The organism is Paenibacillus contaminans, assembly GCF_003285015.1.
GTDB classification, from domain to species: Bacteria; Bacillota; Bacilli; order Paenibacillales; family NBRC-103111; genus Paenibacillus_V; species Paenibacillus_V contaminans.
In genome coordinates, this window is sequence record NZ_QMFB01000001.1 from 591959 (window position 1) to 613636 (window position 21678).

Consider the following 21678-nt stretch of genomic DNA (forward strand, 5'->3'; position numbering starts at 1 on the left):
GATGACGGACCGCTATCGAAAGGTCAAGGATCAGACGAAGCTCTTGCTTATCGGGCAAAGGCTGAACGACGGTTTATTGTTCAAAACCGGCTTGTATGTCATTTTAATCGCGATCACGGTTTTATATGTAACGCCTTTATTCCATATGATTTCCACTTCCGTCAAAGACGTTTACGATCTGTTTAATCCGGCGGTAAAGTGGATTCCACATTCGCTTAAATTCGATAACTATCGAACGGCTTTTGAGGGCTTGAACTATTTGCATACGCTCCGAAACAGCTTGCTTATTGCCGCGTTAACGGCTGTCATCCAAATGTTTTTTTGCGCGCTTACCGGTTATGCTTTCGCGAGATTGTACCTGCCCGGCAAAAATATATTGTTTATGATCGTGGTGCTCACCTTCGTTATTCCTCCCGAGACCATTACCATTCCGACGATCATGCTTTTTGCCAAGCTGGGCTGGTTAAATACGCCGCTTCCCATTTTTATTCCGGCCATGTTCAGCCAAGGACTGAAGGGAGCGTTATTCGTCATCATATGCCGCCAGTTTTTCAACACGCTTCCTAAAGAACTGGAGGAATCCGCGAAAATAGACGGCGCAGGTCTCATACGCACGTACTTTAAAATTATGCTGCCGCTTGCCAGACCGGCCTTGATCATCGTGTTTCTTTTCTCGTTCGTATGGAATTGGAATAATATGCATCAAGCGCTCTTGTATTTGAATAACCCGGAATGGCAGGTGCTGCCGCTGCAATTCACGCAACTTCAGCATTTTCTGGATTATCAGAATGCGGCCAGAGGACAGCTTGATATGAACGAACCGGTTAAAATGGCTGCGACTCTGCTCATCGTCGGACCGCCGTTGCTCTTGTATATGTTCCTGCAGCGGTATTTCGTTGAAGGAGTGGAGCGGACTGGAATGGTAGAATAACCCTCTAAAAGGAGTTATAGTATAAGAACAGGATGTGAATAGGAAGGAAAAATAGGAGGGTTGTGCCATGTCAACGGGTAAGACGAACGGCAAGAAGCATTTGGAGACGCTTGTCCTTGTGAAGGAGGAGGCGAGCAGGCTGCGCCATACCGGCATTCAGGCGGGCGCTTATGTCAGAAGTCATGCCTATTCAACCGATGAGGACAATAAGGTGTACATCGAAAATGAGGATTATATCATCGATTATGAGGCAAGTACAATAAGACGAACGGCGCACAGCCGGATTCCGGATTGGTCGAATCATCCCATGTACGGCATAACGGGTTTCAATCACAACGATTATCCGGATTACAGTAATCGTCTTTATACGATCTATATCGATTATGAATATACTTCTGAAGACGAAGCGCCTTCCGTTGCCGGTGTACCGACTCAGGTGAATGCATTGCAACGCCTTCATAGGAAGCTCGCGGACAAGCAGCCGGTGCGATATGTCGTATTCGGAGACAGCATAAGCACGGGAGGCGAAGCGAGCCGGGAGTCGCTCGCTTATTATAGCCGATTTGCCTCTGCATTAAGCGAACACTATCCCGAATCCAAGATTGAGGTCGTCAACAATTCGCTTGGAGGCGAAGCCACCACAACCGCACGGAATCGGGTGGAGCAGGACGTCATTGCGCTTCAACCCGATTTGGTCAGCATCGGCTACGGCATGAACGATCAATGCAAGATGGGACCTGATATCCGAAATAATGTTCCTCCAGGAACATACGAGGAAAATATCCGAGACATGGTGCAGCGTATTCAGCAGCAAACGGATGCGGACATTATTCTGGTCACACCGTGCCTATCCAATCCGCTCTGGGTTCATTCAAGCGGCGATCTCGCCATTTATTCGGATATATTGCTGCGGCTGGCCAGAGAGCTGGGAACTTGCGTCGCAGATGTGCATGAGCTGTGGCTGCAGGAGCTTCAGGCGGGGAAATCCCATGAGAGCCTGCTGTTGAATAATGTGAATCATCCGAACGATTACGGGCATGGGATTTATTTTCGCGCGTTCCGTCACCTTATTTGAAACTAAGCTGCAGCGTACATGCGCTGCTTACCGAAACAAGGGGCAGGTCAAATTCACGGATTTGGCCTGCCCTTTCTATATAATCGAAGGAACGAATCGTTAAAGGAGCCGACCGTAATCCTGCGAAGGAGGGGGTCGGCTTTTACATAGACATCCATAGTTTATTGGCTTTGCGGGCAGCGGTCGGCGTCATTTGAAACTTGCCTTTGAACTCGCGGCTGAAGTGAAACGAATTGACGAACCCGCTTGTTAGTGCGATTTCCGCAACCGGCGTATCCGAGGTGCACAGCTTCCGATACGCTTCGTTTAGGCGCACGGATTTCACATACTCCATCGGCGTTTGCTGAAATTGCTTGCGGAATAGCTGAAATAATATGGAGCGCGATCCCGCAAACTTGCTTAGCAGCAAATCGATATCGATCGGTTCAAACCAGTGATCGCGTATGAATGCAAGCACCGGCTGAAGCTCCTGAGCGGCGCTGAGTAAGGAAGCGCTGTTTTCCGACGGCTTTGCCAGTTCTAACAGTAAGGATAAAAGACGGTACGCCAGCTCGTTTTTCGTGACGATCGCGGTAATTGATGCGGCTCCGCTAGGGATGGTATCCCTCAAAGCAAGCAGCTTTTCGATCAGTTCGCCGAACTGTTGTCCCTTCTCAGGATTGCATTTATGGGGCAGCTCATAAAGATGGAACAGATCGAACGTATCCATCAAATAAAATTGAAAATGAACGTATCGCATTGTCATTACGCCCGTTGCTGCATCCGCAATATGTTTAATCCGCAAGGGGAGATGCGGCGGAGTCAGAAACGCTTCCGAGCCGGTAACGACATAAGTACCCGATTCCGTTTGCAATTCATACGTTCCGCAAGTGGCTTGCGCAATGATTCCAAATGGGACGGTTTTCTCATGCACCCAACCGTCGGGACAAAAACCTCGTCCTACTTCCAAATGATGAATCCGTATCTCGAACAAATCTGCTCCCCACATGTGAATTACCTTCTTTCGTATACGGTGAGATATTCATGAAAAAATGCTATCCGTGCCTAGCATTCGCACAAGCCTGATTTGAACCTTGTCTTATTATACATGATGAGATTTAGCGAGCTGGAGGAATATTTTCAGATAGATGTTTCGCATTTCCGGCCATTCTCAATCGCTCGGCGCAAACGTATAGTGAAGAGGTCAAACATTCACACGGGGAGGAGCGGATAGATTCCATGATACGGCCATTAACCAAAAAGATCGTGCTGATTGCGGGTGAACTTAGTCATGGCCCAGGTGCGCATGAGTATGTGAAAACAGTCCGGCTGCTTAAAGTGATGCTTGAGCAGTCCACGGCAGGCGATCAGCTTCAAGTCGAGTATCATACTGGAGGCTGGCCGGAGGATGAGCGTACATTGGAGGACGCCGATCTTGTGTTATTCGCCACAGACGGCCGTGACGGATTTCTGTTTAGGGATGTGCCTTTTGTAGAGACAAAGGAGCGGATTTCTCTAATGGAGCGCTTGATGGAAAGAGGCTGCGGGCTTATGCTGCTGCATTTCTCCACCTTCTTTACGCGGGAAGAAGGGAAAAAGGTTCTTGAGTGGGGCGGCGGCTACTTTGAATGGGAAGACGAAGCGGGCGAGCGCAATTGGTATTCTCATATATCCGAGGGCGATCGTCTCGAATTGGCGGCATCGGCTCATCCGATCGCGAATGGGGTAAGCGCTTCTATTGAATTACACGATGAAATTTATTGGAGACTTAGATTTACACCCGATGATCCGCGTATAACGCCGATCTGGCGGGTACCGGGCTTAACCGACGAAGGCGATCCTACGGCCAATTTAGTAGGCTGGGCGCTGCAGCGCGAAGACGGGGGACGAGCCTTCGTCACCTCGGCAGGTCATTCCTATTCGTTATGGGAAAATGAAGATTTCCGCAAAGCTCATTTAAACGCGATCATGTGGGCCGCCGGCTTGGAAATCCCGTATGGAGGCGTGATATCGCATTACTATGATGATGAAGCTATCGCAGGGGTATTGGACGGCGTGCAGGGATCCGGCCGAGGCGCTGTCGACTCCGAACCGATCCATGTTCTGCTTATTTCAGGCAACGAGCATCATAAATGGCATCTTTGGGAACGGACGATGCCATCCATTTGCGCAGCGCTCCGCCAGGATGAGCGGATTGCGGTGACGGTAACGACCGACATCGAATCGCTTGCCGAAATGGATTTAGCCCTATTCCATACGATAGCACTAAACTATTGCAATTGGCAGGATCCGCAAGGGTTGAGCGAGCGGGCGAAGGAAGCTTTACTGACCTATTTGCGCAATGGCGGCGGATTGCTTATTTTGCATTTTGCAAACGGAGCTTTCCATTTCTCGCTGCCGGAAGCGGGAGCATCGGATTGGCCGGAGTTTCGACGGATAGTGCCGCGAGTCTGGAATCATCATGGAGCAAGCGCTCACGATGCATACGGCTCGTTCGAAGTGCGGATCGTTGATCCCGAGCACGCGACGACACGCGGCATTGCCGGATTCGCCGTGACGGATGAGCTGTATGTCAACCAAGAAGGCACAGCCGATATTCATGTTCTATATGCGGCAACATCCCAAGTGACGGGCAAAGAAGAGCCGCTCGCGTGGACATCGGAGTATGAGGGCGCACGCGTCTATCAAACCCTGCTAGGACACGACGAAGAGTCATACCAAGTGCCGGAAGTGCAAGAAATGCTGCGGCGAGCCGTTTTATGGACCTGCGGGAAATTGCCGGAAGGAGGAAACTGACGATGGAAGCGGCGATACGCATTATTGGAAAACAAGCAGCCGATCTCGGCTCACTTGAGAAACCGACACGGCCGGCGCCAGGCCATTTGCTGGGGAGAACGCTGTATTCGCTCATCAGCCCGGGAACGGAGCTGCATGCCGTTTATTTGAAGGATCGCGAAGAGCCGGCATTCCCGGGTTATGCTTCCGTATTTGAAGTCGAGCAGGCTGCGGAAGACGTGCACGGCTTCAAGCCCGGCGATCGCATATTATGTATGTACAATCATCAAAGCTTTCAGCATATTCCGGCCGGCGATGCGGTATTGGTTCCGGAGGGACTTGATCCGGCAGCGGCAGCGATCTCCCGTTTAATGAATGTCAGCATGACGACGTTGATGACGACCACGGCTCGGCCGGGCGATAAAGTCATTGTTTCTGGCGCGGGGCCGGTAGGTTTCCTCGCCTCGCATATGTTAAAACGCATCGGCTATGAGGTTTTGGTCGTAGATCCGATAACGAGTCGTTTGGAAACGGCGAGAGCGTCCGGCATCGCGCAGACGGCAGCTTCGTTCCCGCTTGATGACCCTGCTTGGAAGCATCATGTCGCTCTTGTCGTCGATTGCTCGGGACATGAATCGGCTGTGCTCGACGCTTGCCGCATCGTCCGTCCGCGCGGAGAAGTCGTGATGATCGGCGTACCCTGGAAACGATATACCGAGCATTACGCGCAAGAGCTGCTGTCACTTGTGTTTCATCATTATGTAGTATTACGAAGCGGATGGGAGTGGGAGCTTCCGATGCACCCAGGTCATTTTCAGCCGCATAGCATTAGAGGAAATTTAAGTTTATCGCTGCAATGGCTCGCCGAAGGCTTCCTGGATGTCAAATCGTATTCGCGTCTCATGTCTCCGCATGATGCGCAAGAAGCCTATGACGGTTTGGCGAACCGCCGGTTCGAAGAGATGTTTATTTTATTCGATTGGAGCCGGTTAGAGGAGAACTAGTCGCTTCATGTGGAGAACGTACCGGATCAGGGATCCGGTGCGTTTTTTTTGAATTTACATGTTTCATGAATCAAGGACGGCAAAGTCGATCCCTACGCTGCTATTAAGGCGCCTTTATATGCTGTAATCCGAAATAGCCCACATGGAGCAAGGAATCGAGGTTCGCCCTACGCTGGAGTCCGATTTTGCCGGCTTGGAGAACGGATTCACCAATGTACCTATCAAAATACCCGCTGCAAGTAGGCGTTGTCGGACTGCAGGCGGGGTAAGGAAGCCGTACTCGATTCCATGTGGGTAAAATCGGACTGCAAGCGACTGGAAGGGTAAGCTGGTAGGAATACCGGTTGGAGGAGGCGATAGAAAGCACCAAAGACGAACATGAGGTAATGGGTATGGAGGCCGGCAAAGGAGCTTCGCTAGGGGCAGTCTTTGAAATCGTGTTTCTCCCTTGTAATAAGTTCAACGAAACACGATTTCGAAGGCTGAAAGCCTATACCCGTTGCCACGTCAACAAACAAACGTATATCGAACACCAATGCCCGCCGCAAAGCGGGTTTCTTATCACGTCCGCCGCAGTCCGTCAGTTTTTGCATAAGCAAGCTAACAAATACTACTGCGCGGTTTTTGCTTTTCATGTAAAATGCATTGGATGGTAACAATTCATGATCTTTTGGATGGTTCATTTTCACGCTAATCCATTTATCATAGTAAACTAATAGGATTATATGTATAATGGAAGGCTAAGAGAAGAAAGGGGTACTGAAGATGTCTGGCGGCTTAAGTGGAAAACGGATTGTTTTAGCGGGCTCCCGCAAAATAGAGGAACTAAGCGTTATCGTAGAAAAACAAGGCGGTTCCACGCTCGTACGCTCTCAGCAAGGCTCGTTGGTGCTCGACGTCAGCGAGGTAGAGCGAGATATACGTCAAGTGGTCGAAAGCGGGGCCGATTGGATGATTTTCACGACCGGAACCGGTCTTGAAGCGCTGCTGAATCAGGCCGATCGAATCGGCGTTCGTTCGCAGCTGCTCGATATTATTACGAAAGCGAAGGTCGCGGCCAGAGGATACAAAACGTTTGCCATGCTGAAGCAATTGGGGATACGTCCCATTGCCGTGGATGACGATGGCACGACCCAGGGGCTCATTCGTTCGCTTGAAGCCTATGCGTTCGACGGTCTAGGCGTCGTTATTCAATTGCATGGGGAAGCCATGCCGTCATTGACAGCCTTTTTGGAACAAAAAGGAGCCGTCGTTAAAGCGATACTGCCGTATAAACATATCGCACCTCAGATGGAAACTTCACTCCTTTTGTGCGAAGAGATATCCGATTGTTCCGTCGATGCGGTCTGCTTTACGACGGCGGTTCAAGTCCGTTATTTCTTTCAGTTCGCCAAAGCGAATAACTGCCATTCGGAAATGGTTGATAGATTCAATACGAAGGTGCTAGCTGTCGCGGTAGGCAAAGTGACGGCGGAAGCTTTGAAGGAGGAAGGCGTCGAACGCGTGATCGCGCCCGAAAGCGAGCGGATGGGCGCAATGATCATTGAGATTTCACGCTTTTATCAGAATTAATTGGGGCGAAGCGCGGTTGAAAACCTCAACCCGCTACCTCCCATACGCACAAACGTATAGCCATGCACCAAAGGACCGTCCGTGATTTGCGGACGGTTTTTCTTAGATGGATAAAGGCTGTCGCTTCCGTTAGAGCTTGACTCCTTAGCGAGGGGCAGGCATCCCCCCACGTTTAGCTTCATCGGCAAGCTAGCAGGCTGACCGCATATGATTTAAACGTTTGCTGATCGTCCACCGGATGAACGGCATTCGCGAAGCGTCTGGGAAGGCGCTAAACCCGTGATGGCTTTGTACTGCTTCGAGAAGACGAAAGGGTCGGGATAGCCGAGATGAAAGGCGATTTCCTTGACGGATTGATCCGAATGCTCCAGCAAGTAACGCGCATATTCGATACGCGCTTTGATCTGATACTCTTTGATCGTCAAACCGAACATTTGATGGAACAACTGTGAGCAATATTTGGGTGTAAGTCCGGATAGAGCGGCTAGCTCTTTGACCGTAAGCCGGTCTGCCGGATTCGTATCCATATGATTCTTTATGTGCATCATGGCGGGATGAATCGGCTTGCTTCGTTCGATCTCCTCCAGCTCGTGCGACATTTCCGCAAGCGTTTGACTGACGGAGGCATGACACAACGCGTCTCTTCTGACGGTAGGCGGAAGACAGTAATGGCGGTGAATCGTCTCGAACAGCAAACGGAATTTTTGCGTATCCCGCGGAAGTAAAGAGAAATAGCAGGGGACCGGCGTAGTGACGAAATTTCTGTTGCTGTCCTCATATCGCCTTATTTTGAAGCGGATCGGGATGATGCTTAACGGCTCATTCAAATCCCTATACGCCGCATGTTGCGCACCGTCGGACAGAAAGAGCAGGTTTCCTGCCGACAGTTTCACGGGAAATCCGTTTACCTGATAGGTGACAACTCCGCTTCTGACATACAACATATGAATCTCATCGAGCACGCGCTCTTCAATGCGCCAAGAAGAGGGAACCGTCACGTTAAAGCAGGTATGAATATGGAACGTCTGCGAGGAAAGCGCTAGATGAAGCAGGGAGTCCAGGAAGACGGAGGCTTCGTGATTCGTCAGACTTTTTGACATGCGATTCCTCCTTTATGCCATGTAGTTTCCGTGTTGTGACGACTATAATTATAGCCATCATGACATGGAATTCAAGGAGGATTTTATGGCTGCGAGACCTAACGTTATCTTCATCATTGCCGACGATCACCGGTATAGCGCCATCGGAGCGTCAGGCGACAGGACGGTACGAACGCCGGTGCTGGATGCGATAGCCCATGCCGGTACGATGATGGCTTCGACGCATATGATCGGAGGAGTCGACGGAGCCGTTTGCGTTCCCTGCCGGGCTTGCGTGAATACGGGAACTCATATTTTTCAGGCGACGGAAAGCCAGAAAATCGGCGATCATTCGCGTACGAATGTCATTCGGAATCGTGCGGCTGCGATGCCGGCATGGTTCCGCTCGCACGGTTACCATACGCACGCGATCGGCAAGTGGCACAATGACAGGGCCAGCTTCACAGCTGGTTTTTGCAGCGGCGAAGCACTGTTTTTCGGGGGGATGAGCGAGCATCGGCAGGTGCCTGTTTTCGATTATAACGCTGAAGGGTATTATCCTCCTGAAGCGCTGCGGCTCGAAACGAAATTTTCGACGGAGCTGTTTACCGATTCGGCCATCGATTTTATTGAGCAATACGAAAGCGACGATCCCTTTTTCCTATATTTGGCTTATACGTCCCCGCATGATCCGAGAACGGCGCCCGAGCCTTATGCGAGCATGTATGATCCGGAGAATATCCCGCTTCCGCCGAGTTATATGGAGGAGCATCCTTTCGATAACGGAGAGCTCGATATCCGTGACGAGAAGCTGGCCGCATATCCGCGCAAGCAAGAGGAGGTACGCCGGCATATTGCCGATTATTACGCGATGATATCCCATATGGACCATCATATTGGTAAAGTGCTGCAAGCGCTGGCTGCTAGCGGCAAAGCGGATAACTCGATCATCGTCTACACGGCGGATCACGGCCTTGCCGTCGGACAGCATGGATTGCTGGGCAAGCAAAATCTGTACGATCACAGCATTCGCGTGCCATGGCTGATCAAAGGTCCGGGAGTCCCTGCCGGCAAGCGTATCGAAGAGCTTGTTTACCAATTCGATATATTCCCCACGCTTTGCGATTTATCGGGCATCGAAGCGCCATCCGGTATTGAAGGGAAGAGCGTGAACGCATTGATCCGCGGCGAGTCGAACCGGGGTAGAGACACGGTCTATTCGTTATATAAAGATATTCAACGTATGGTGAAGGACGACCGCTATAAAATGATCCGGTACCGCCGTTCGGCAGAAACCGGTCTAGGAAGCGATTTCGTGCAGTTGTTCGACCTGGCGAACGATCCTTGGGAATTGAACAACCTGGCTTCCGACCCCCGATACCGGCCGCAAATCGAAGAGCTTGAGCGGGAGCTGGCCGGCTGGATGCAGCGCGTTAATGATCCTTACGCCGGTTTGTTTCTGTGATATTTTACCACTAGCGGACGGCAGACGATCCGGTAGAAATTGTGCTACGCTCACCTGAGTAGATTGCGCCTTTAACGCAGTCAACAAGGTGGGCTTTTATCATGATAAAGAGGTGCATCCTATGCAGCGAATTCTTATAGTTGACGACGAACCGATGATCCGGAAAGGCTTCTTAGCATTAGTGAAAAAATATGACCCCAAGCTGGAAGTTTGTGCCGCAAATAACGGGCTTGACGCTATGCAAAAGATGCAGCATTTTTCCCCGGACATCGTACTAACCGACATCCGGATGCCGAAAATGGACGGATTGTCCCTTAGCAAAGCGATTCATGAAACGAAGACGAATACGAGCGTCGTCATCATATCCGGTTACGATGATTTTCAATATGCGAAGCAATGCATTTCTTACGGAGTCAAGGAATATTTATTGAAGCCGGTTACGGAGGCGGAGCTTTATCCCGTTCTGGATAAGCTGCTTTCTCTGCAGAAGCATACCGCCGTTTCATTATCTTTGTATGAAGAGTGGCTGAAGGACGCGGAGGAGGCCATATGGACGCTGGACGACATCCGGCTTGAGGAATTGCTTGACCGTTGGAGAACGACTTATGCGAAAGAGGGCGTTCAAGTGAGTCAATGTCAGCAGCTCGTTGCCGACGGGTTGGATATTTTGCAAAGAAGGCTTCAAGCGCGAGGTTTTAAGGCTGTCTTGCCGCAAAACGTCATTAGCACATTAAACATCCGCGAGGCTGCCGATTATTTTCAAAACGCGATTCGCGAAATCGCCAACCAAATTTTGCACTACAGAAGCGGAAACCAAAAGAAGCTATTCGATGAGGCGATACGATTTATCGATTTACATATTAAAGAAGATGTTAGTCTCGAGACTATTGCGGAAAAGGTTGGATTAACACCGGCGTATTTCAGTCATTATTTCAAGAAAATAGCCAAAGAATCGTTTGTGCAATACCGTATGCGCAAACGGATCGAGCTGGCGAGAGCTTTGCTGGAGATGCCGCAGTACAAAGTAGTGGATGCCGGGCTGGAAGCAGGCTTTCCCAACTATACGTATTTTCATAAGGTTTTCAAAAAGATGACCGGCTATTCGCCGACCGAATATCGCGCCATGATGGGGATCAAGTAATGTTACGGTCGAATTTGACTTTCAAAATTTTTATGAGCTTTGTCGCCGTCATTTTGCTTGCCCTTACCATTACGAGCTTCTCCATATACGTCCGTTCATCCGCCGAATTGGAGCGGCATAACGAAGAGATGCTGACGCAAATCGTGAACAATGCCCTGCACCATACCGACCTGTATTTGGAAAAATACGAGCGGGCCACGCTTTCCGTACTAACTTCTTCGCTTGTCAAAGAGTTTCTCGAGCTTGACGACAGCAACGTCTATCAATATTATTCGAAATCCAAGGAAATCATAGAACGCGTATTCCGGCCGGTTTCGATAACCAATCCGGAAATCGTCATGGTTTATTTGCTCGGCTATAACGGGAAAATCATAACCGATATCAACAACGTAACGGCCTCCAAGGAGGAGGCGATTCTGGAAAGCCTTGAAGAATTGAAGCAGCAATCCAGAGAAGACGGGCGGATGACGGTGATGGATTACAGTTTTATAGACGGAACGGTTGCGCTGACAAGGAAAATTGCGGATCGGCAAACCTCGAGAGCGTTCAAGGGAATATTGGGCATCGAAATGCGAATCGAGGAGCTCAAAACGCTTTGGCAGGGCATTCATCTGGGCGATAGCGGGTATTTTTTTATCGTGAACGATCGAGGGCGAATCATTTATCATCCCAGCTCCAGGAAGATCGGCAAACAGCTGGACGGCGATTTGTTTACGCTGATCATGGATCATCGAAACTCGTCGGTAACAGCCGAGCTGGAAGGGGTAAACCGCGTTTTTTATAACAAAAGATCGGAATATTCCGGATGGACGCTTGTGGCTTCAACGTCGCTCGAGGAAATGAGAAAACCGATCGTGAATGTCAGACAAACGACAATCGTATCCGCCATTCTTACTTGCTTGGCTGCGCTGCTCGTCGCGTTCAAATTCGGCAGGTCCTTTACGAAGCCCATTCAGTTGCTGGTTGCGGCCATGAGGGAAACGGAAAAAGGAAATTGGACGCGCGTTCCTTTGCTCGGCAAGAAGGATGAGCGCGACAGACTCATTTTGAGCTACAACATCATGGTGGACCGATTGTCCGGATTGGTCGACCAGGTGTACAAGACGGAATTGGAAAACAGGGCGAATCTTCTGCACCGAAAAACCGCGGAGTTTCAGGCGCTGCAGCTGCAAATCAACCCCCATTTCATGTATAACACGCTGGAAACGATCGTCAGCTACGCCATCATTCAAGACTCCAAGGAAATACGGGAAATTGTGCGAGCTTTAGCCTATATGCTGCGTTATGCCATTCGAACGGATCTCGAAGAGGTGACGGTCGCCAATGAACTGAAGCATTTGCTGCATTATATGACGATCATGAATCATCGTTTTGAACGGGAGTTTCCGCTTGACGTAGCCATTCCTTCCGAGCTGCTTTTGGAAAAGATGGTCACGCTTACGCTGCAGCCTGTCGTGGAAAATGCGTTTAAGCATGCTTTTCCGGACGGCATTGAAGAATTCCATACGATAACAATCGATGCAAAGATCGAGAACGATTTGTTCCTGATTGAGGTTTCGGATAACGGGGCCGGCATGTCCGCCGAAAGCTTGTCCGAGATCCAAAGCAGGCTGAAAGGCCATGAACCGTCGCAAATGCTCGAAGGGAAGCTCGAAACGGATGGCGGCATCGGCTTATTAAATGTGCATAGCCGTATTCGGATGGTATTCGGCGACGAGTACGGGCTGTCCGTGACCAGCACGCCCGGTGAAGGAACTACAGTTCTTTTTCGGATGCCCGCCGCCCGAGCGCCTGGGAAGCTGCCGGTAACGTAAAATCGTTCATACGACAATAAATTATGATGATGTTTCCAGGACGAAGCGAAGCTAAGATTGTAATCAAGTTGCAGCAACTTATACCATGCCAAGAAAGGAGCTTTGGAATTGGATATTAGCAGGGAAAGGCATCGTGTAGACTTGACGACCTCTCAGAGTGGAAACGCACTGCTTCGCAGCATGAAAAAAGGTTGGCAGCTGTACGTGTTGATGCTGCTTCCTGTCCTGTACATCGTGATTTTCAAGTATGTGCCCATGTACGGCGCGCTTATCGCGTTCAAAAACTACGTGCCTTCCAAAGGGATTATCGGAAGCGAATGGGTCGGCCTCAAATATTTTCAACGGTTTTTCGAATCGTACGAGTTTTGGCGCATCATGAAAAATACGATCTGGTTAAGCCTGTATCAACTATTGGTCGGCTTCCCTTTTCCGATTTTGCTGGCGTTATGCTTGAATTACGTGAAGCATGCGTTCTTCAAGAAGTCCGTGCAAATGATTACGTACGCCCCGCACTTTATTTCGGTGGTAGTCATGGTCGGCATCATTTTTCAAGTGTTGGATCCGCGAACGGGCGTGGTTAACGCGATCCTGCAGTTTTTAGGGATGGAGCCGGTCAATTTTCTAAGCAACCCGGGATATTTTTCATCCATTTACGTATGGTCCGGACTTTGGCAAAATGTCGGTTTTTCCTGCATTATTTACTTGGCTGCTTTAAGCTCGATCGATCCTTCGCTACACGAAGCGGCGGTAATGGACGGGGCGAGCAAAGCTCGGCGCATGTTGCACATTGATCTGCCGGGGATACTTCCCATTGCGGTCATTCTGCTAATTCTCGATACGGGCCGCATTTTGGATACGGGATTCGAGAAGGTGCTGCTCATGCAAAATCCGCTCAATCTGAACGTATCGGAAGTGATCGATACCTATGTGTATAAGGTGGGTCTCGCTTCAACGGCAATCAATTATTCCTATTCGACGGCAATCGGTCTGTTTAAATCCATTATCAGCTTAATCCTACTTCTCTTTGTCAATCGGCTTTCGAAAAAAGTCGGACAAGAAGGTCTTTGGTAAAGGGGGAGAACGATGAAAAGCACGGCAATTAAAGAACCGAATGGAGACCGGTTGTTCAATGCTTTGATTTATGTGACGCTTTTTCTGTTTACCGTATCGGTGCTGTATCCGTTGATTTTTATTTTGAGCGCTTCGATCAGCTCGCCCGAATCCGTCATGTCGGGAAAGGTGTGGCTGTGGCCCGTCGATTTTTCGCTGGAAGGGTATCAAGCGGTATTTAAGCATAAGCTGATCGGCACAAGCTTTTTGAATTCGCTGTTTTATACAGGCGTCGGCACGATCATCAACGTCGTTTTTACTTTGATGGCGGCTTACCCGCTTTCCCGAAAAGATTTTTATATCCGGAATTGGATCATGGCGATTTTCGTGTTTACGATGCTTTTCTCCGGAGGGCTGATTCCTTCGTATCTGCTCGTTAAAGATTTGGGGCTTTTAAATACGAGATGGGCGCTGCTTCTGCCGGGTGCGATCGGGGTTTGGAATGTCATCATCGCGAGAACGTACTTCCGCACGACGTTTCCGGACGAATTATTGGAGGCGGCGCAAATGGACGGCTGCTCGGACTTCAAGTTCCTATGGAAGGTCGTACTGCCGTTATCGGGGCCGATCATTGCGGTTATAACGCTGTTTTATGCGGTAGGACATTGGAATTCGTTTTTCAACGCGATGCTGTACTTGAAAGATCAGAACATGTATCCGCTGCAGCTTGTGCTTAGAGAAATTTTGGTGCAAAACCAGGTGGATTCCTCGATGATCGTTGATGTTGAGGAAGCCATGGCGCGGGAAGGGCTCAAGGAGCTGCTCAAGTATTCGTTAATCGTCGTTTCGACATTTCCGGTACTCATCATTTACCCGTTCATCCAAAAGCATTTTGTCAAAGGGATGATGATAGGATCGCTCAAGGGCTAATCACAGCTAATTATCGAAAAGGGGAGATTGTCGCATGAAAAAACAGATGAGCATCGTTCTAAGTTCGGCATTAAGTTTGTCGCTGCTTCTAGCCGCTTGTTCCCAAAAGGAAGAAACGCCGGAGGCCGCAAGCTCAGCCAAGGTGACGGATGCCGGAAGTTTGCCGATTACGACTGACAAAACGACCTTGAGGGTCCTGATGTACGGCAACAGTCTGGTCGAAAATTTCGCAACGAATGAATATACCAAATGGCTGGAAGAGAAAACGAATATTCATATCGAGTGGGAAGTGGCTCCCGAAAAATCGGCGCAAGAAAAGCTGAATATTACGTTGGCGGGCGGAGATTACCCTGACGTCATTATGGGATTTAACGTAACGCCGGTACAAATGTCGCTTTACGGGAAAGACGGCGTTTTTATTCCTTTGAACGATCTGATCGAGAAGTACGGCGTGGAAACGAAAAAGATGTTTAATACGGTTACCTATGCAAAGGAAACGATTACGGCGCCGGACGGCAACATTTACGGCTTGCCGCAGGTCAACGAATGTTATCATTGCACCATGTCCCAAAAAATGTGGATTAATCAAGGGTGGCTGACGAAGCTCGGACTTCAAATGCCGGCGACGACGGATGAATTTTATGAGGTGTTGAAAGCGTTTAAGGAGAAAGATCCGAACGGCAACGGCAAGAAAGATGAAATTCCGATGTCTGGATACGTGAATTCCGGTCCCGAAATGTTCCTGATGTCCGCGTTCGTCGAGAAGGACATGAACGATATGATTATAAATAACGGGAAAATTGATGTCGCATTCACCCAGCCAGGGTGGAAGGACGGGCTTTCGTATATGCGTAAGCTGTACGCGGAGGGATTGCTTGCGCCGGAAACGTTTACGCAGGACTTAAACGGCATGAAAAAAATGTCGGGCAATCCGGAAATCATTCTCGGATCGGCTCCATCCAACTATTCAGGTTCCTTCTTGCCTAGCGCCGATCGTGTGAAGGACTATGCAGCCGTCCCTCCTCTGAAAGGTCCAAGCGGTATGAAATCCGTTTCCCTTAATCCGTACGGGCTTTCGCAAGGGGCCTATGTAATTTCGAACAAGGCCAAAAATCCCGAAGCGGCGTTTCGCCTGGCGGATTTCATGTTTAGCGAAGAAGCGACGATGCGAGCGGTTTTCGGCCGTCCGGATCAGGAATGGGCTAAGGGAGGCGCAAACGATGTTTCAATTGCGGGAGAACCGGCCAAATGGAAACGTTTAGTGACCTTGACGGGCCTGCAAAACTACGGATGGTCGCAAACGGGACCGTCGCTGCGCACCAGTGCGTTTCGCTTAAGCGAAGCGGCGGCGCCAGGCACGCAGGAAACGATTCTGTACCAAGAGACGAAGCAAAAATATGAGCCATCCAAAATCGATGCCGATAAAGTGGTGCCGCCGTTGTTCTTCACGAAAGATCAGTCGGAGGAGCTCGCGGGGTTAAGCAAGACGATAACCGACTACAAGAAAGAGTTTTTGGCCAGAGCGGTAACCGGCGATATCGACGTCGAGAAGGAATGGGACGGGTATTTGAAAAAAATGGACGGCATGAACCTCAAGCGTTATTTGCAAATCTATCAGGAAGCGTACGATGCAAAGCAAAAGAAATGAATGCAAAGGAAAACAAATTAATCGTTGAAACCTGACTCGGCGGGATGCATAATTAGGTTTGACATGCGATCATACGCAGCACAGGAGGAAGCAGTCATGGACCATTTTATTCGATACGCTGCGCAAATACAGCCTTCGGAACGCCAGCTGGCTCTGCAGGAAATGGAATTTTATTCGTTCATACATTTCACGGTAAATACGTATACGGACAAAGAATGGGGCGATGGTACCGAGGATCCGGCTATCTTCAACCCGGTAGAATTCGATGCGAACCAATGGGTGGAGGCTTGTCAAGCTGCCGGGATGCGCGGGCTAATTCTTACATGCAAGCATCATGACGGATTTTGTTTATGGCCGAGCCGTTATACGGAGCATTCGGTCAAGAACAGCCCTTGGCGCAGCGGCGAAGGCGACATCGTGAAGGAGGTTGCCGATGCATGCCGCAAAGGCGGTCTGAAATTCGGCATTTATGTTTCGCCTTGGGACAGGCATGAGCGTTCGTACGGGGATACACCGCGGTATAACGAGTATTTTAAGAATCAATTGAGAGAATTGCTGACTCAATATGGGGATATTTTCTGCGTATGGTTTGACGGCGCTTGCGGCGAAGGACCGAACGGCAAACGTCAAGTGTACGATTGGGATGCTTATTATGCGTTGATCCGCGAGCTGCAGCCGAATGCGGTCATCTCGGTATGCGGCCCCGATATTCGGTGGTGCGGAAACGAAGCGGGGCGATGCCGGGAATCGGAATGGAGCGTCGTCCCGGCTTCCCTGCGGGATAACGAGAAGATTCAGGAAAAATCGCAGCAAGCGGATGACCGCGAGTTCGCCAAGCGCTACGATTCGCAGGATCAGGATCTCGGGAGCAGGGCGATCATCAGCCATGAGCGAGAGCTGGTTTGGTATCCGGCGGAAGTCAATACGTCTATTCGGCCGGGCTGGTTTTATCATGCCTCGGAGGACGATCAAGTCAAATCGGTTGAAGAACTGCTTAACGTCTATTATGGCTCCGTCGGCGGCAATGCGACTTTTCTGCTGAATATTCCCCCGGACCGGAGAGGGTTGATTCACGAAAACGACGTGAAACGGCTTCGGGAATTCGGCGATGTGCTTCGCCGAACGTTCCAGCATAATTTAGCTGCGATGGCCACGGCTTCCGCCTCCGAGCAGAGGAGCGGCTTTGAGGCAGGGCACATTTTGGACGGAAATAAAGATACGTATTGGGCCCCGGAAGAAGGGACGGAGCAAGCACTTCTAGAGATTGATTTGCAGCGGGAAGCCTCGTTCGACCATATTGTTCTGCAAGAACACCGTTACAGTCAAAGAATAGAACGGTTCAAGCTGGAATATGAAGCGGCGGGCGAATGGAAGCCGTTTTATGCCGGTACGGTTATCGGTTATAAGCGAATATGCCGTTTCCCTGCCGTTACATCAAGGTACGTACGGATCACGATTACGGAGTCGAGATGGTGTCCGACATTGTCCGCTTTTGAGGTTTATAGGAGCTAAATAGAGGAGCCTTGATTGCCTAATAGATGGCGATCAAGGCTCTTTTTTCGTGTTTTTCGACTGCAGCGACCTACAATCCAAGTGGATGCAGCGACCGTAGTGCTTATTTGATTTTACCTACATCAATCGAAATTTTCCCCTTCCAGCTGCCTGTCATCGTTCCGATCCGGTTAATGTTCACATTCAAATCGACCGATTGAGGAAGCTTCGTTCCGCTTGTTACAAAAGCGATCACGCCTTCCGGCTTATCCTTCTCCGCGATTCCCGTTTCGATTTCTTTCCCTGCGCTATCCGTCAGGTAAAAGGGAAGATTGTCTTTTTTATCCGTGCCAATGAAAGGAAGCACGTTGAATCCTTCAAGCCCAGATTGTTGATAGGTCGGATTTTCGGTTTGCTTTCCGTTTTCCTTTCCATCCGAACGTACGTTTAAACCCGTCGTATCGAAAACATAGGGAACCAAGCTGCCATCTTCCAGCTCCATGCTGTAATGAATGAGAATTTTCGTATCTTCGGTATACAATTCTTTGAAATGAACAGTGATGCCTTGATCCTTGATTTTCACGTCGAGCGGCACGGACGATCCTTCGGATAACGCTTGTTTGACGCCGTTATCCACCAGGCCGTTGATATTGGCCTCCTTGTTGAAGAAATAGGATGAACCGCCGATGGAGGCGAATACTCCCGTCGGAATCAAAACGGCGGCGGCAATACTGAATACGATCAATTTCTTTTTCATTTTATTCGTCTCCTTTTGTTGGTGAAACTGGATAAAAGCTTGTCTGACACGCTGATCGACTTCTTCAGGAATTTCAATTTCTTCAACATGCTTCGTTAGTGCTTGTTCAATTTTTTTTGAGATAGACATGCCGGTAAGCCTCCCCGTCCAGTTTGGTGTCGAACCTTTTGCGCAATTGCTTCAATGCCAGATGAACTCTTGATTTAACCGTGCCTTGCGGGATTTGCAGCAGTTCGCCGATTTGATCGTAAGTGTAATCGTAATAAAACCGATAGATGACTACGATTCTGAGTTTATAGGGCAGGCGATTGATCGCGTGTTGGATTTCTTTTTGAGACTCCGTTTCAATCCAAGCTTCATCCGGCATTTCCGCATGCGGTTTTTCACCCAAACGGTCGTTCTTCTCCAGCAGTCGAAATCTTCTCCAAATTTGTCTGCGCCAATTATTGACTTGCCTGATCATGATGCCGTTTAGCCAAAAATGAAACGGCCGACTTCGGTCATAAGCAGGAAGCGAGCGCCAAAGCTGGTAATAAATTTCGCTAACGATATCGTCGACATCTTCTTTGCGGCGAATCAGCACGGCGACGGTACCGTACACCTTTTTGCGGGTCATTTGATAAATGGCTTCCATCGCTTCCTGATCTCCGGACATCAGGCGTTCCAGCCACAGTTCGAGCGTCTGATCATTCATAAGAGGGCCCCCTGAAATTGTATACACGATGTATTGGCTCCTTAGCCGGGAAACGTTCACTAAAAAATAAAATTATATAATTGACGTAATAAATAAGGGGATTATTGCGATTGCAGTTCCTTGTATAAGTTGCCAAAAACCAAACGAATGCCTAATCGTTTTATAGCTAGGAAATTTGCCGTTTGCGAAGCTGGAACCGATTTGTTATTATAGGAGAAATATTCAAAACGCGATGAAGAGAAGAGTAAGGAAGAACGTTCTTTCACAGAGAGCTCCGCCCGCTGAAATGGAGCAAAGAACTTCTCCCCGAACCAAGCCTCTGAGCAGCATGAAGGAACCTTCGCGGGGGATGACATGACGGGAGCTCCCGTTACAGAGCTAGAGTATAAGCATTGGATCCAGTGCCGTACTTGAAGAGGTTAATATGGCGACATATTAATGAACCTGGGGTGGTACCGCGAAAATTTCGTCCCCAAGACAAGTGGTCTTGGAGGTGAGGTTTTTTTTGTGCGGAAATCGCTAAATACGTTCATTGGAGGAGTCGGCATGGAAAACGAGAAGGGGCTCCATACGGAGCATTTTTTGATGAAACTCATTGGCGGGGAGCTGGAATCAGAGCCATTTACCAGAACTATGTGTACGCGATTTCCTCCCGAGCCCAACGGTTATCTTCATATCGGCAGCGCCTACGCCATACACACCAATTACACAATAGCCCAAAGGTATAAAGGAACGTTCCATTTGCGTTTTGACGATACGAATCCGCTTAAGGAGAATATCGAATATGTGAACGCGATTATTGAGGATATCAAGTGGCTCGGCTACGATCCGGGAGCTCATATTTACTATGGCTCGGACTACTCGGAAGAAATATGTAAAGCCGCAATTAGCCTAATCAAGCAAGAAAAAGCTTATGTCTGCGATTTGTCGCCGGAGGAAGTTACAGAGTACCGAGGGACGCTAACCGAGCCGGGCAGAAACAGTCCTTATCGAAACCGGACGGTTGAGGAGAACCTGGAGCTTTTTATGAATATGAAAAATGGCCGCTATCCAGCCTCCTCCAAAGTGTTGCGCGCCTAAATCGATATGGGCTCTCCGAATATCAACATGCGGGACCCCGTCATCTATCGCATCCTGTATGCCGAGCATTATCGAACAGGGAATGAATGGTGTCTCTATCCGATGTACGATTTCGCCCATCCGATTCAAGATGCGATTGAGGGCATTACTTATTCCTTATGCTCCATCGAATTCAAAGATCATCGTCCGTTGTACGATTGGGTGTTAAATAAACTCCAAATTGCTGAGCCGCCCCGGCAAAGAGAGTTCGGACGACTTAGCTTAACAGGTGTTGTGACAAGCAAACGGTTTTTGCGCCAACTGGTAGAAGAGGGCTATGTAGACGGCTGGGACGATCCCAGGCTGCCTACTCTGCGCGGGTTAAGAAGAAGGGGATTCACGCCGGAAAGCATACGCAGCTTCATTGAAGAAATCGGCGGCATCCGTACCCAAAGTACGGTAGACATTTCACAGTTGGACCATTGTTTAAGGCAGGATTTAAAAACGAAAACGATCAGCATCATGGCAGTTTTGAAGCCGCTGAAAATCGTCATTGTCAATTACCCGGAGGGACGAACGGAACTCCTGACGATCGAGAACAACAGCGAAAACGAGGTGATTGGTAAACGGGAAGTCCCATTTTCCAAGACGATCTACATCGAACGGGACGATTTTATGGAGCATCCGCTCAAAGGTTTTCACAGACTGAGTCCGAATGCCGAAGTCAGGCTGAAGGGTGCCTATTTTATCAAGTGCGAGGAAATGATCAGGGATCGGGACACAGGGGAAATTATCGAGCTTCGCTGCTCGTACGATCCGATGACGAAGAGCGGCACAGGATTTTCCGGCCGTAAAGTAAAAGGGACAATCCAATGGGTTTCCGCGGAACACGCAGTCAAAGTAGACGTCAATCTATATGAGAGGCTGCTCCTTGAAACGAACGTTCCGAACGAGGAGGGCGAGACCTGGAAGGATGCGGTAAACCCGGACTCGCTTGTTGTCGTAAAGGATGCTTTGCTCGAGCCTTCTATTAAACATGCGCAACCGGAACAAAAATTTCAATTTTTCCGTCACGGCTATTTTTGTGTAGATAAAAAGCTTACTACTGCTGAAAGGCTTGTTTGTAACCGCATCGTTCCGTTGAAGGATAGTTGGAACAAACGTTAGAAGCTGTATAGAACCGGTCTGAGCTCGGGTTTGCGGAGGCGGACCGG

Annotated in this window: 16 protein-coding genes, 1 pseudogene and 1 other annotated feature; of the genes and pseudogenes, 13 read left to right on the forward strand and 4 right to left on the reverse strand. The window is 49.3% G+C overall.

Features of this window, described 5'->3' with window-relative positions; translation table 11 throughout:
* Position 1 precedes the first annotated feature (1 nt).
* On the forward strand, positions 2–931 hold the full coding sequence (locus DQG23_RS02615) for a carbohydrate ABC transporter permease (RefSeq protein ID WP_113029216.1): 930 nt from the start codon (positions 2–4) through the stop codon (positions 929–931).
* Between the two features lie 67 nt (positions 932–998).
* Positions 999–2006, forward strand: a complete 1008-nt coding sequence (locus DQG23_RS02620) for an SGNH/GDSL hydrolase family protein (protein ID WP_113029217.1) — start codon at positions 999–1001, stop codon at positions 2004–2006.
* A gap of 142 nt (positions 2007–2148) precedes the next feature.
* Here DQG23_RS02620 and DQG23_RS02625 read toward each other — a convergent pair whose 3' ends face one another.
* Positions 2149–2994, reverse strand: coding sequence for a helix-turn-helix transcriptional regulator (locus tag DQG23_RS02625; protein WP_113029218.1), 846 nt, complete (start codon positions 2992–2994; stop codon positions 2149–2151).
* Positions 2995–3224: 230 nt separating this feature from the next.
* Between DQG23_RS02625 and DQG23_RS02630 the strand changes: the two genes are divergently transcribed.
* The 3 genes from DQG23_RS02630 (at position 3225) to DQG23_RS02645 (ending at position 7336) form a co-directional block, all read left to right on the forward strand.
* The gene (locus tag DQG23_RS02630) at positions 3225–4781 is read left to right on the forward strand and encodes a ThuA domain-containing protein (protein ID WP_113029219.1); all 1557 of its coding nucleotides are present in this window, start codon (positions 3225–3227) and stop codon (positions 4779–4781) included.
* Between the two features lie 2 nt (positions 4782–4783).
* A complete protein-coding gene (locus DQG23_RS02635; protein ID WP_113029220.1) occupies positions 4784–5764 on the forward strand; it encodes a zinc-dependent alcohol dehydrogenase in 981 nt (326 codons plus the stop codon).
* Positions 5765–6529: 765 nt separating this feature from the next.
* Positions 6530–7336 carry a uroporphyrinogen-III synthase gene (locus tag DQG23_RS02645; protein WP_113029222.1) on the forward strand — a complete coding sequence of 269 codons (807 nt, stop codon included), beginning with the start codon at positions 6530–6532 and terminating at the stop codon, positions 7334–7336.
* 212 nt (positions 7337–7548) lie between these two features.
* Here the strand turns inward: DQG23_RS02645 and DQG23_RS02650 are convergent, their stop codons facing one another.
* Entirely contained in the window at positions 7549–8436 is an 888-nt protein-coding gene (locus tag DQG23_RS02650) for a helix-turn-helix domain-containing protein (protein WP_113029223.1), read from the reverse strand.
* A gap of 85 nt (positions 8437–8521) precedes the next feature.
* On the opposite strand from DQG23_RS02650, the gene DQG23_RS02655 reads away from it, so the two are divergent.
* The 7 genes from DQG23_RS02655 to DQG23_RS02685 all read left to right on the forward strand — a co-directional run bounded on the left by DQG23_RS02655 (position 8522) and on the right by DQG23_RS02685 (position 17975).
* Positions 8522–9880, forward strand: a complete 1359-nt coding sequence (locus DQG23_RS02655; RefSeq protein WP_113029224.1) for a sulfatase family protein — start codon at positions 8522–8524, stop codon at positions 9878–9880.
* 121 nt (positions 9881–10001) lie between these two features.
* Complete coding sequence (locus tag DQG23_RS02660) at positions 10002–11021, forward strand: response regulator transcription factor (protein ID WP_113029225.1); 1020 nt, start codon at positions 10002–10004, stop codon at positions 11019–11021.
* Positions 11021–12835, forward strand: coding sequence for a cache domain-containing sensor histidine kinase (locus tag DQG23_RS02665; protein WP_113029226.1), 1815 nt, complete (start codon positions 11021–11023; stop codon positions 12833–12835). Before DQG23_RS02660 ends, DQG23_RS02665 begins: the two co-directional genes overlap by 1 nt.
* A 255-nt stretch (positions 12836–13090) precedes the next feature.
* A complete protein-coding gene (locus DQG23_RS02670) occupies positions 13091–13906 on the forward strand; it encodes an ABC transporter permease (RefSeq protein ID WP_420330199.1) in 816 nt (271 codons plus the stop codon).
* 12 nt (positions 13907–13918) lie between these two features.
* On the forward strand, positions 13919–14815 hold the full coding sequence (locus tag DQG23_RS02675; RefSeq protein ID WP_113029227.1) for a carbohydrate ABC transporter permease: 897 nt from the start codon (positions 13919–13921) through the stop codon (positions 14813–14815).
* Between the two features lie 34 nt (positions 14816–14849).
* Positions 14850–16463: an ABC transporter substrate-binding protein gene (locus tag DQG23_RS02680; protein ID WP_113029228.1), complete on the forward strand. Its 1614-nt coding sequence runs from the start codon at positions 14850–14852 to the stop codon at positions 16461–16463.
* Between the two features lie 96 nt (positions 16464–16559).
* Positions 16560–17975: an alpha-L-fucosidase gene (locus DQG23_RS02685; protein ID WP_113029229.1), complete on the forward strand. Its 1416-nt coding sequence runs from the start codon at positions 16560–16562 to the stop codon at positions 17973–17975.
* A 103-nt stretch (positions 17976–18078) separates the two neighbouring features.
* Here DQG23_RS02685 and DQG23_RS02690 read toward each other — a convergent pair whose 3' ends face one another.
* Both DQG23_RS02690 and DQG23_RS02695 read right to left on the reverse strand, forming a co-directional pair.
* Positions 18079–18840: a DUF4179 domain-containing protein gene (locus tag DQG23_RS02690; protein ID WP_113029230.1), complete on the reverse strand. Its 762-nt coding sequence runs from the start codon at positions 18838–18840 to the stop codon at positions 18079–18081.
* Positions 18818–19405 (reverse strand): sigma-70 family RNA polymerase sigma factor, encoded by a 588-nt coding sequence (locus tag DQG23_RS02695; protein WP_113029231.1) that lies wholly within the window; start codon positions 19403–19405, stop codon positions 18818–18820. The genes DQG23_RS02690 and DQG23_RS02695 overlap by 23 nt, the downstream gene beginning before the upstream one ends.
* 223 nt (positions 19406–19628) lie before the next feature.
* Positions 19629–19882 (forward strand) — a binding site (T-box leader).
* Positions 19883–19951: 69 nt separating this feature from the next.
* Here DQG23_RS02695 and DQG23_RS02700 point away from each other — a divergent pair.
* Positions 19952–21631 (forward strand): annotated as a pseudogene (locus DQG23_RS02700) (glutamine--tRNA ligase/YqeY domain fusion protein).
* Positions 21632–21678 lie beyond the last annotated feature (47 nt).

Excerpts from the sequence above, each read along its gene's own strand:
- DQG23_RS02655 (WP_113029224.1), top strand. The coding sequence starts at position 8,522 with ATGGCTGCGAGACCTAACGTTATCTTCATCATTGCCGACGATCACCGG.
- DQG23_RS02630 (WP_113029219.1), top strand. The coding sequence starts at position 3,225 with ATGATACGGCCATTAACCAAAAAGATCGTGCTGATTGCGGGTGAACTT.
- DQG23_RS02650 (WP_113029223.1), bottom strand. The coding sequence starts at position 8,436 with ATGTCAAAAAGTCTGACGAATCACGAAGCCTCCGTCTTCCTGGACTCC.
- DQG23_RS02660 (WP_113029225.1), top strand. The coding sequence starts at position 10,002 with ATGCAGCGAATTCTTATAGTTGACGACGAACCGATGATCCGGAAAGGC.
- DQG23_RS02685 (WP_113029229.1), top strand. The coding sequence starts at position 16,560 with ATGGACCATTTTATTCGATACGCTGCGCAAATACAGCCTTCGGAACGC.
- DQG23_RS02615 (WP_113029216.1), top strand. The coding sequence starts at position 2 with ATGACGGACCGCTATCGAAAGGTCAAGGATCAGACGAAGCTCTTGCTT.
- DQG23_RS02690 (WP_113029230.1), bottom strand. The coding sequence starts at position 18,840 with ATGTCTATCTCAAAAAAAATTGAACAAGCACTAACGAAGCATGTTGAA.
- DQG23_RS02695 (WP_113029231.1), bottom strand. The coding sequence starts at position 19,405 with ATGAATGATCAGACGCTCGAACTGTGGCTGGAACGCCTGATGTCCGGA.
- DQG23_RS02625 (WP_113029218.1), bottom strand. The coding sequence starts at position 2,994 with ATGTGGGGAGCAGATTTGTTCGAGATACGGATTCATCATTTGGAAGTA.
- DQG23_RS02645 (WP_113029222.1), top strand. The coding sequence starts at position 6,530 with ATGTCTGGCGGCTTAAGTGGAAAACGGATTGTTTTAGCGGGCTCCCGC.
- DQG23_RS02635 (WP_113029220.1), top strand. The coding sequence starts at position 4,784 with ATGGAAGCGGCGATACGCATTATTGGAAAACAAGCAGCCGATCTCGGC.
- DQG23_RS02680 (WP_113029228.1), top strand. The coding sequence starts at position 14,850 with ATGAAAAAACAGATGAGCATCGTTCTAAGTTCGGCATTAAGTTTGTCG.
- DQG23_RS02670 (WP_420330199.1), top strand. The coding sequence starts at position 13,091 with ATGTACGGCGCGCTTATCGCGTTCAAAAACTACGTGCCTTCCAAAGGG.
- DQG23_RS02675 (WP_113029227.1), top strand. The coding sequence starts at position 13,919 with ATGAAAAGCACGGCAATTAAAGAACCGAATGGAGACCGGTTGTTCAAT.
- DQG23_RS02620 (WP_113029217.1), top strand. The coding sequence starts at position 999 with ATGTCAACGGGTAAGACGAACGGCAAGAAGCATTTGGAGACGCTTGTC.
- DQG23_RS02665 (WP_113029226.1), top strand. The coding sequence starts at position 11,021 with ATGTTACGGTCGAATTTGACTTTCAAAATTTTTATGAGCTTTGTCGCC.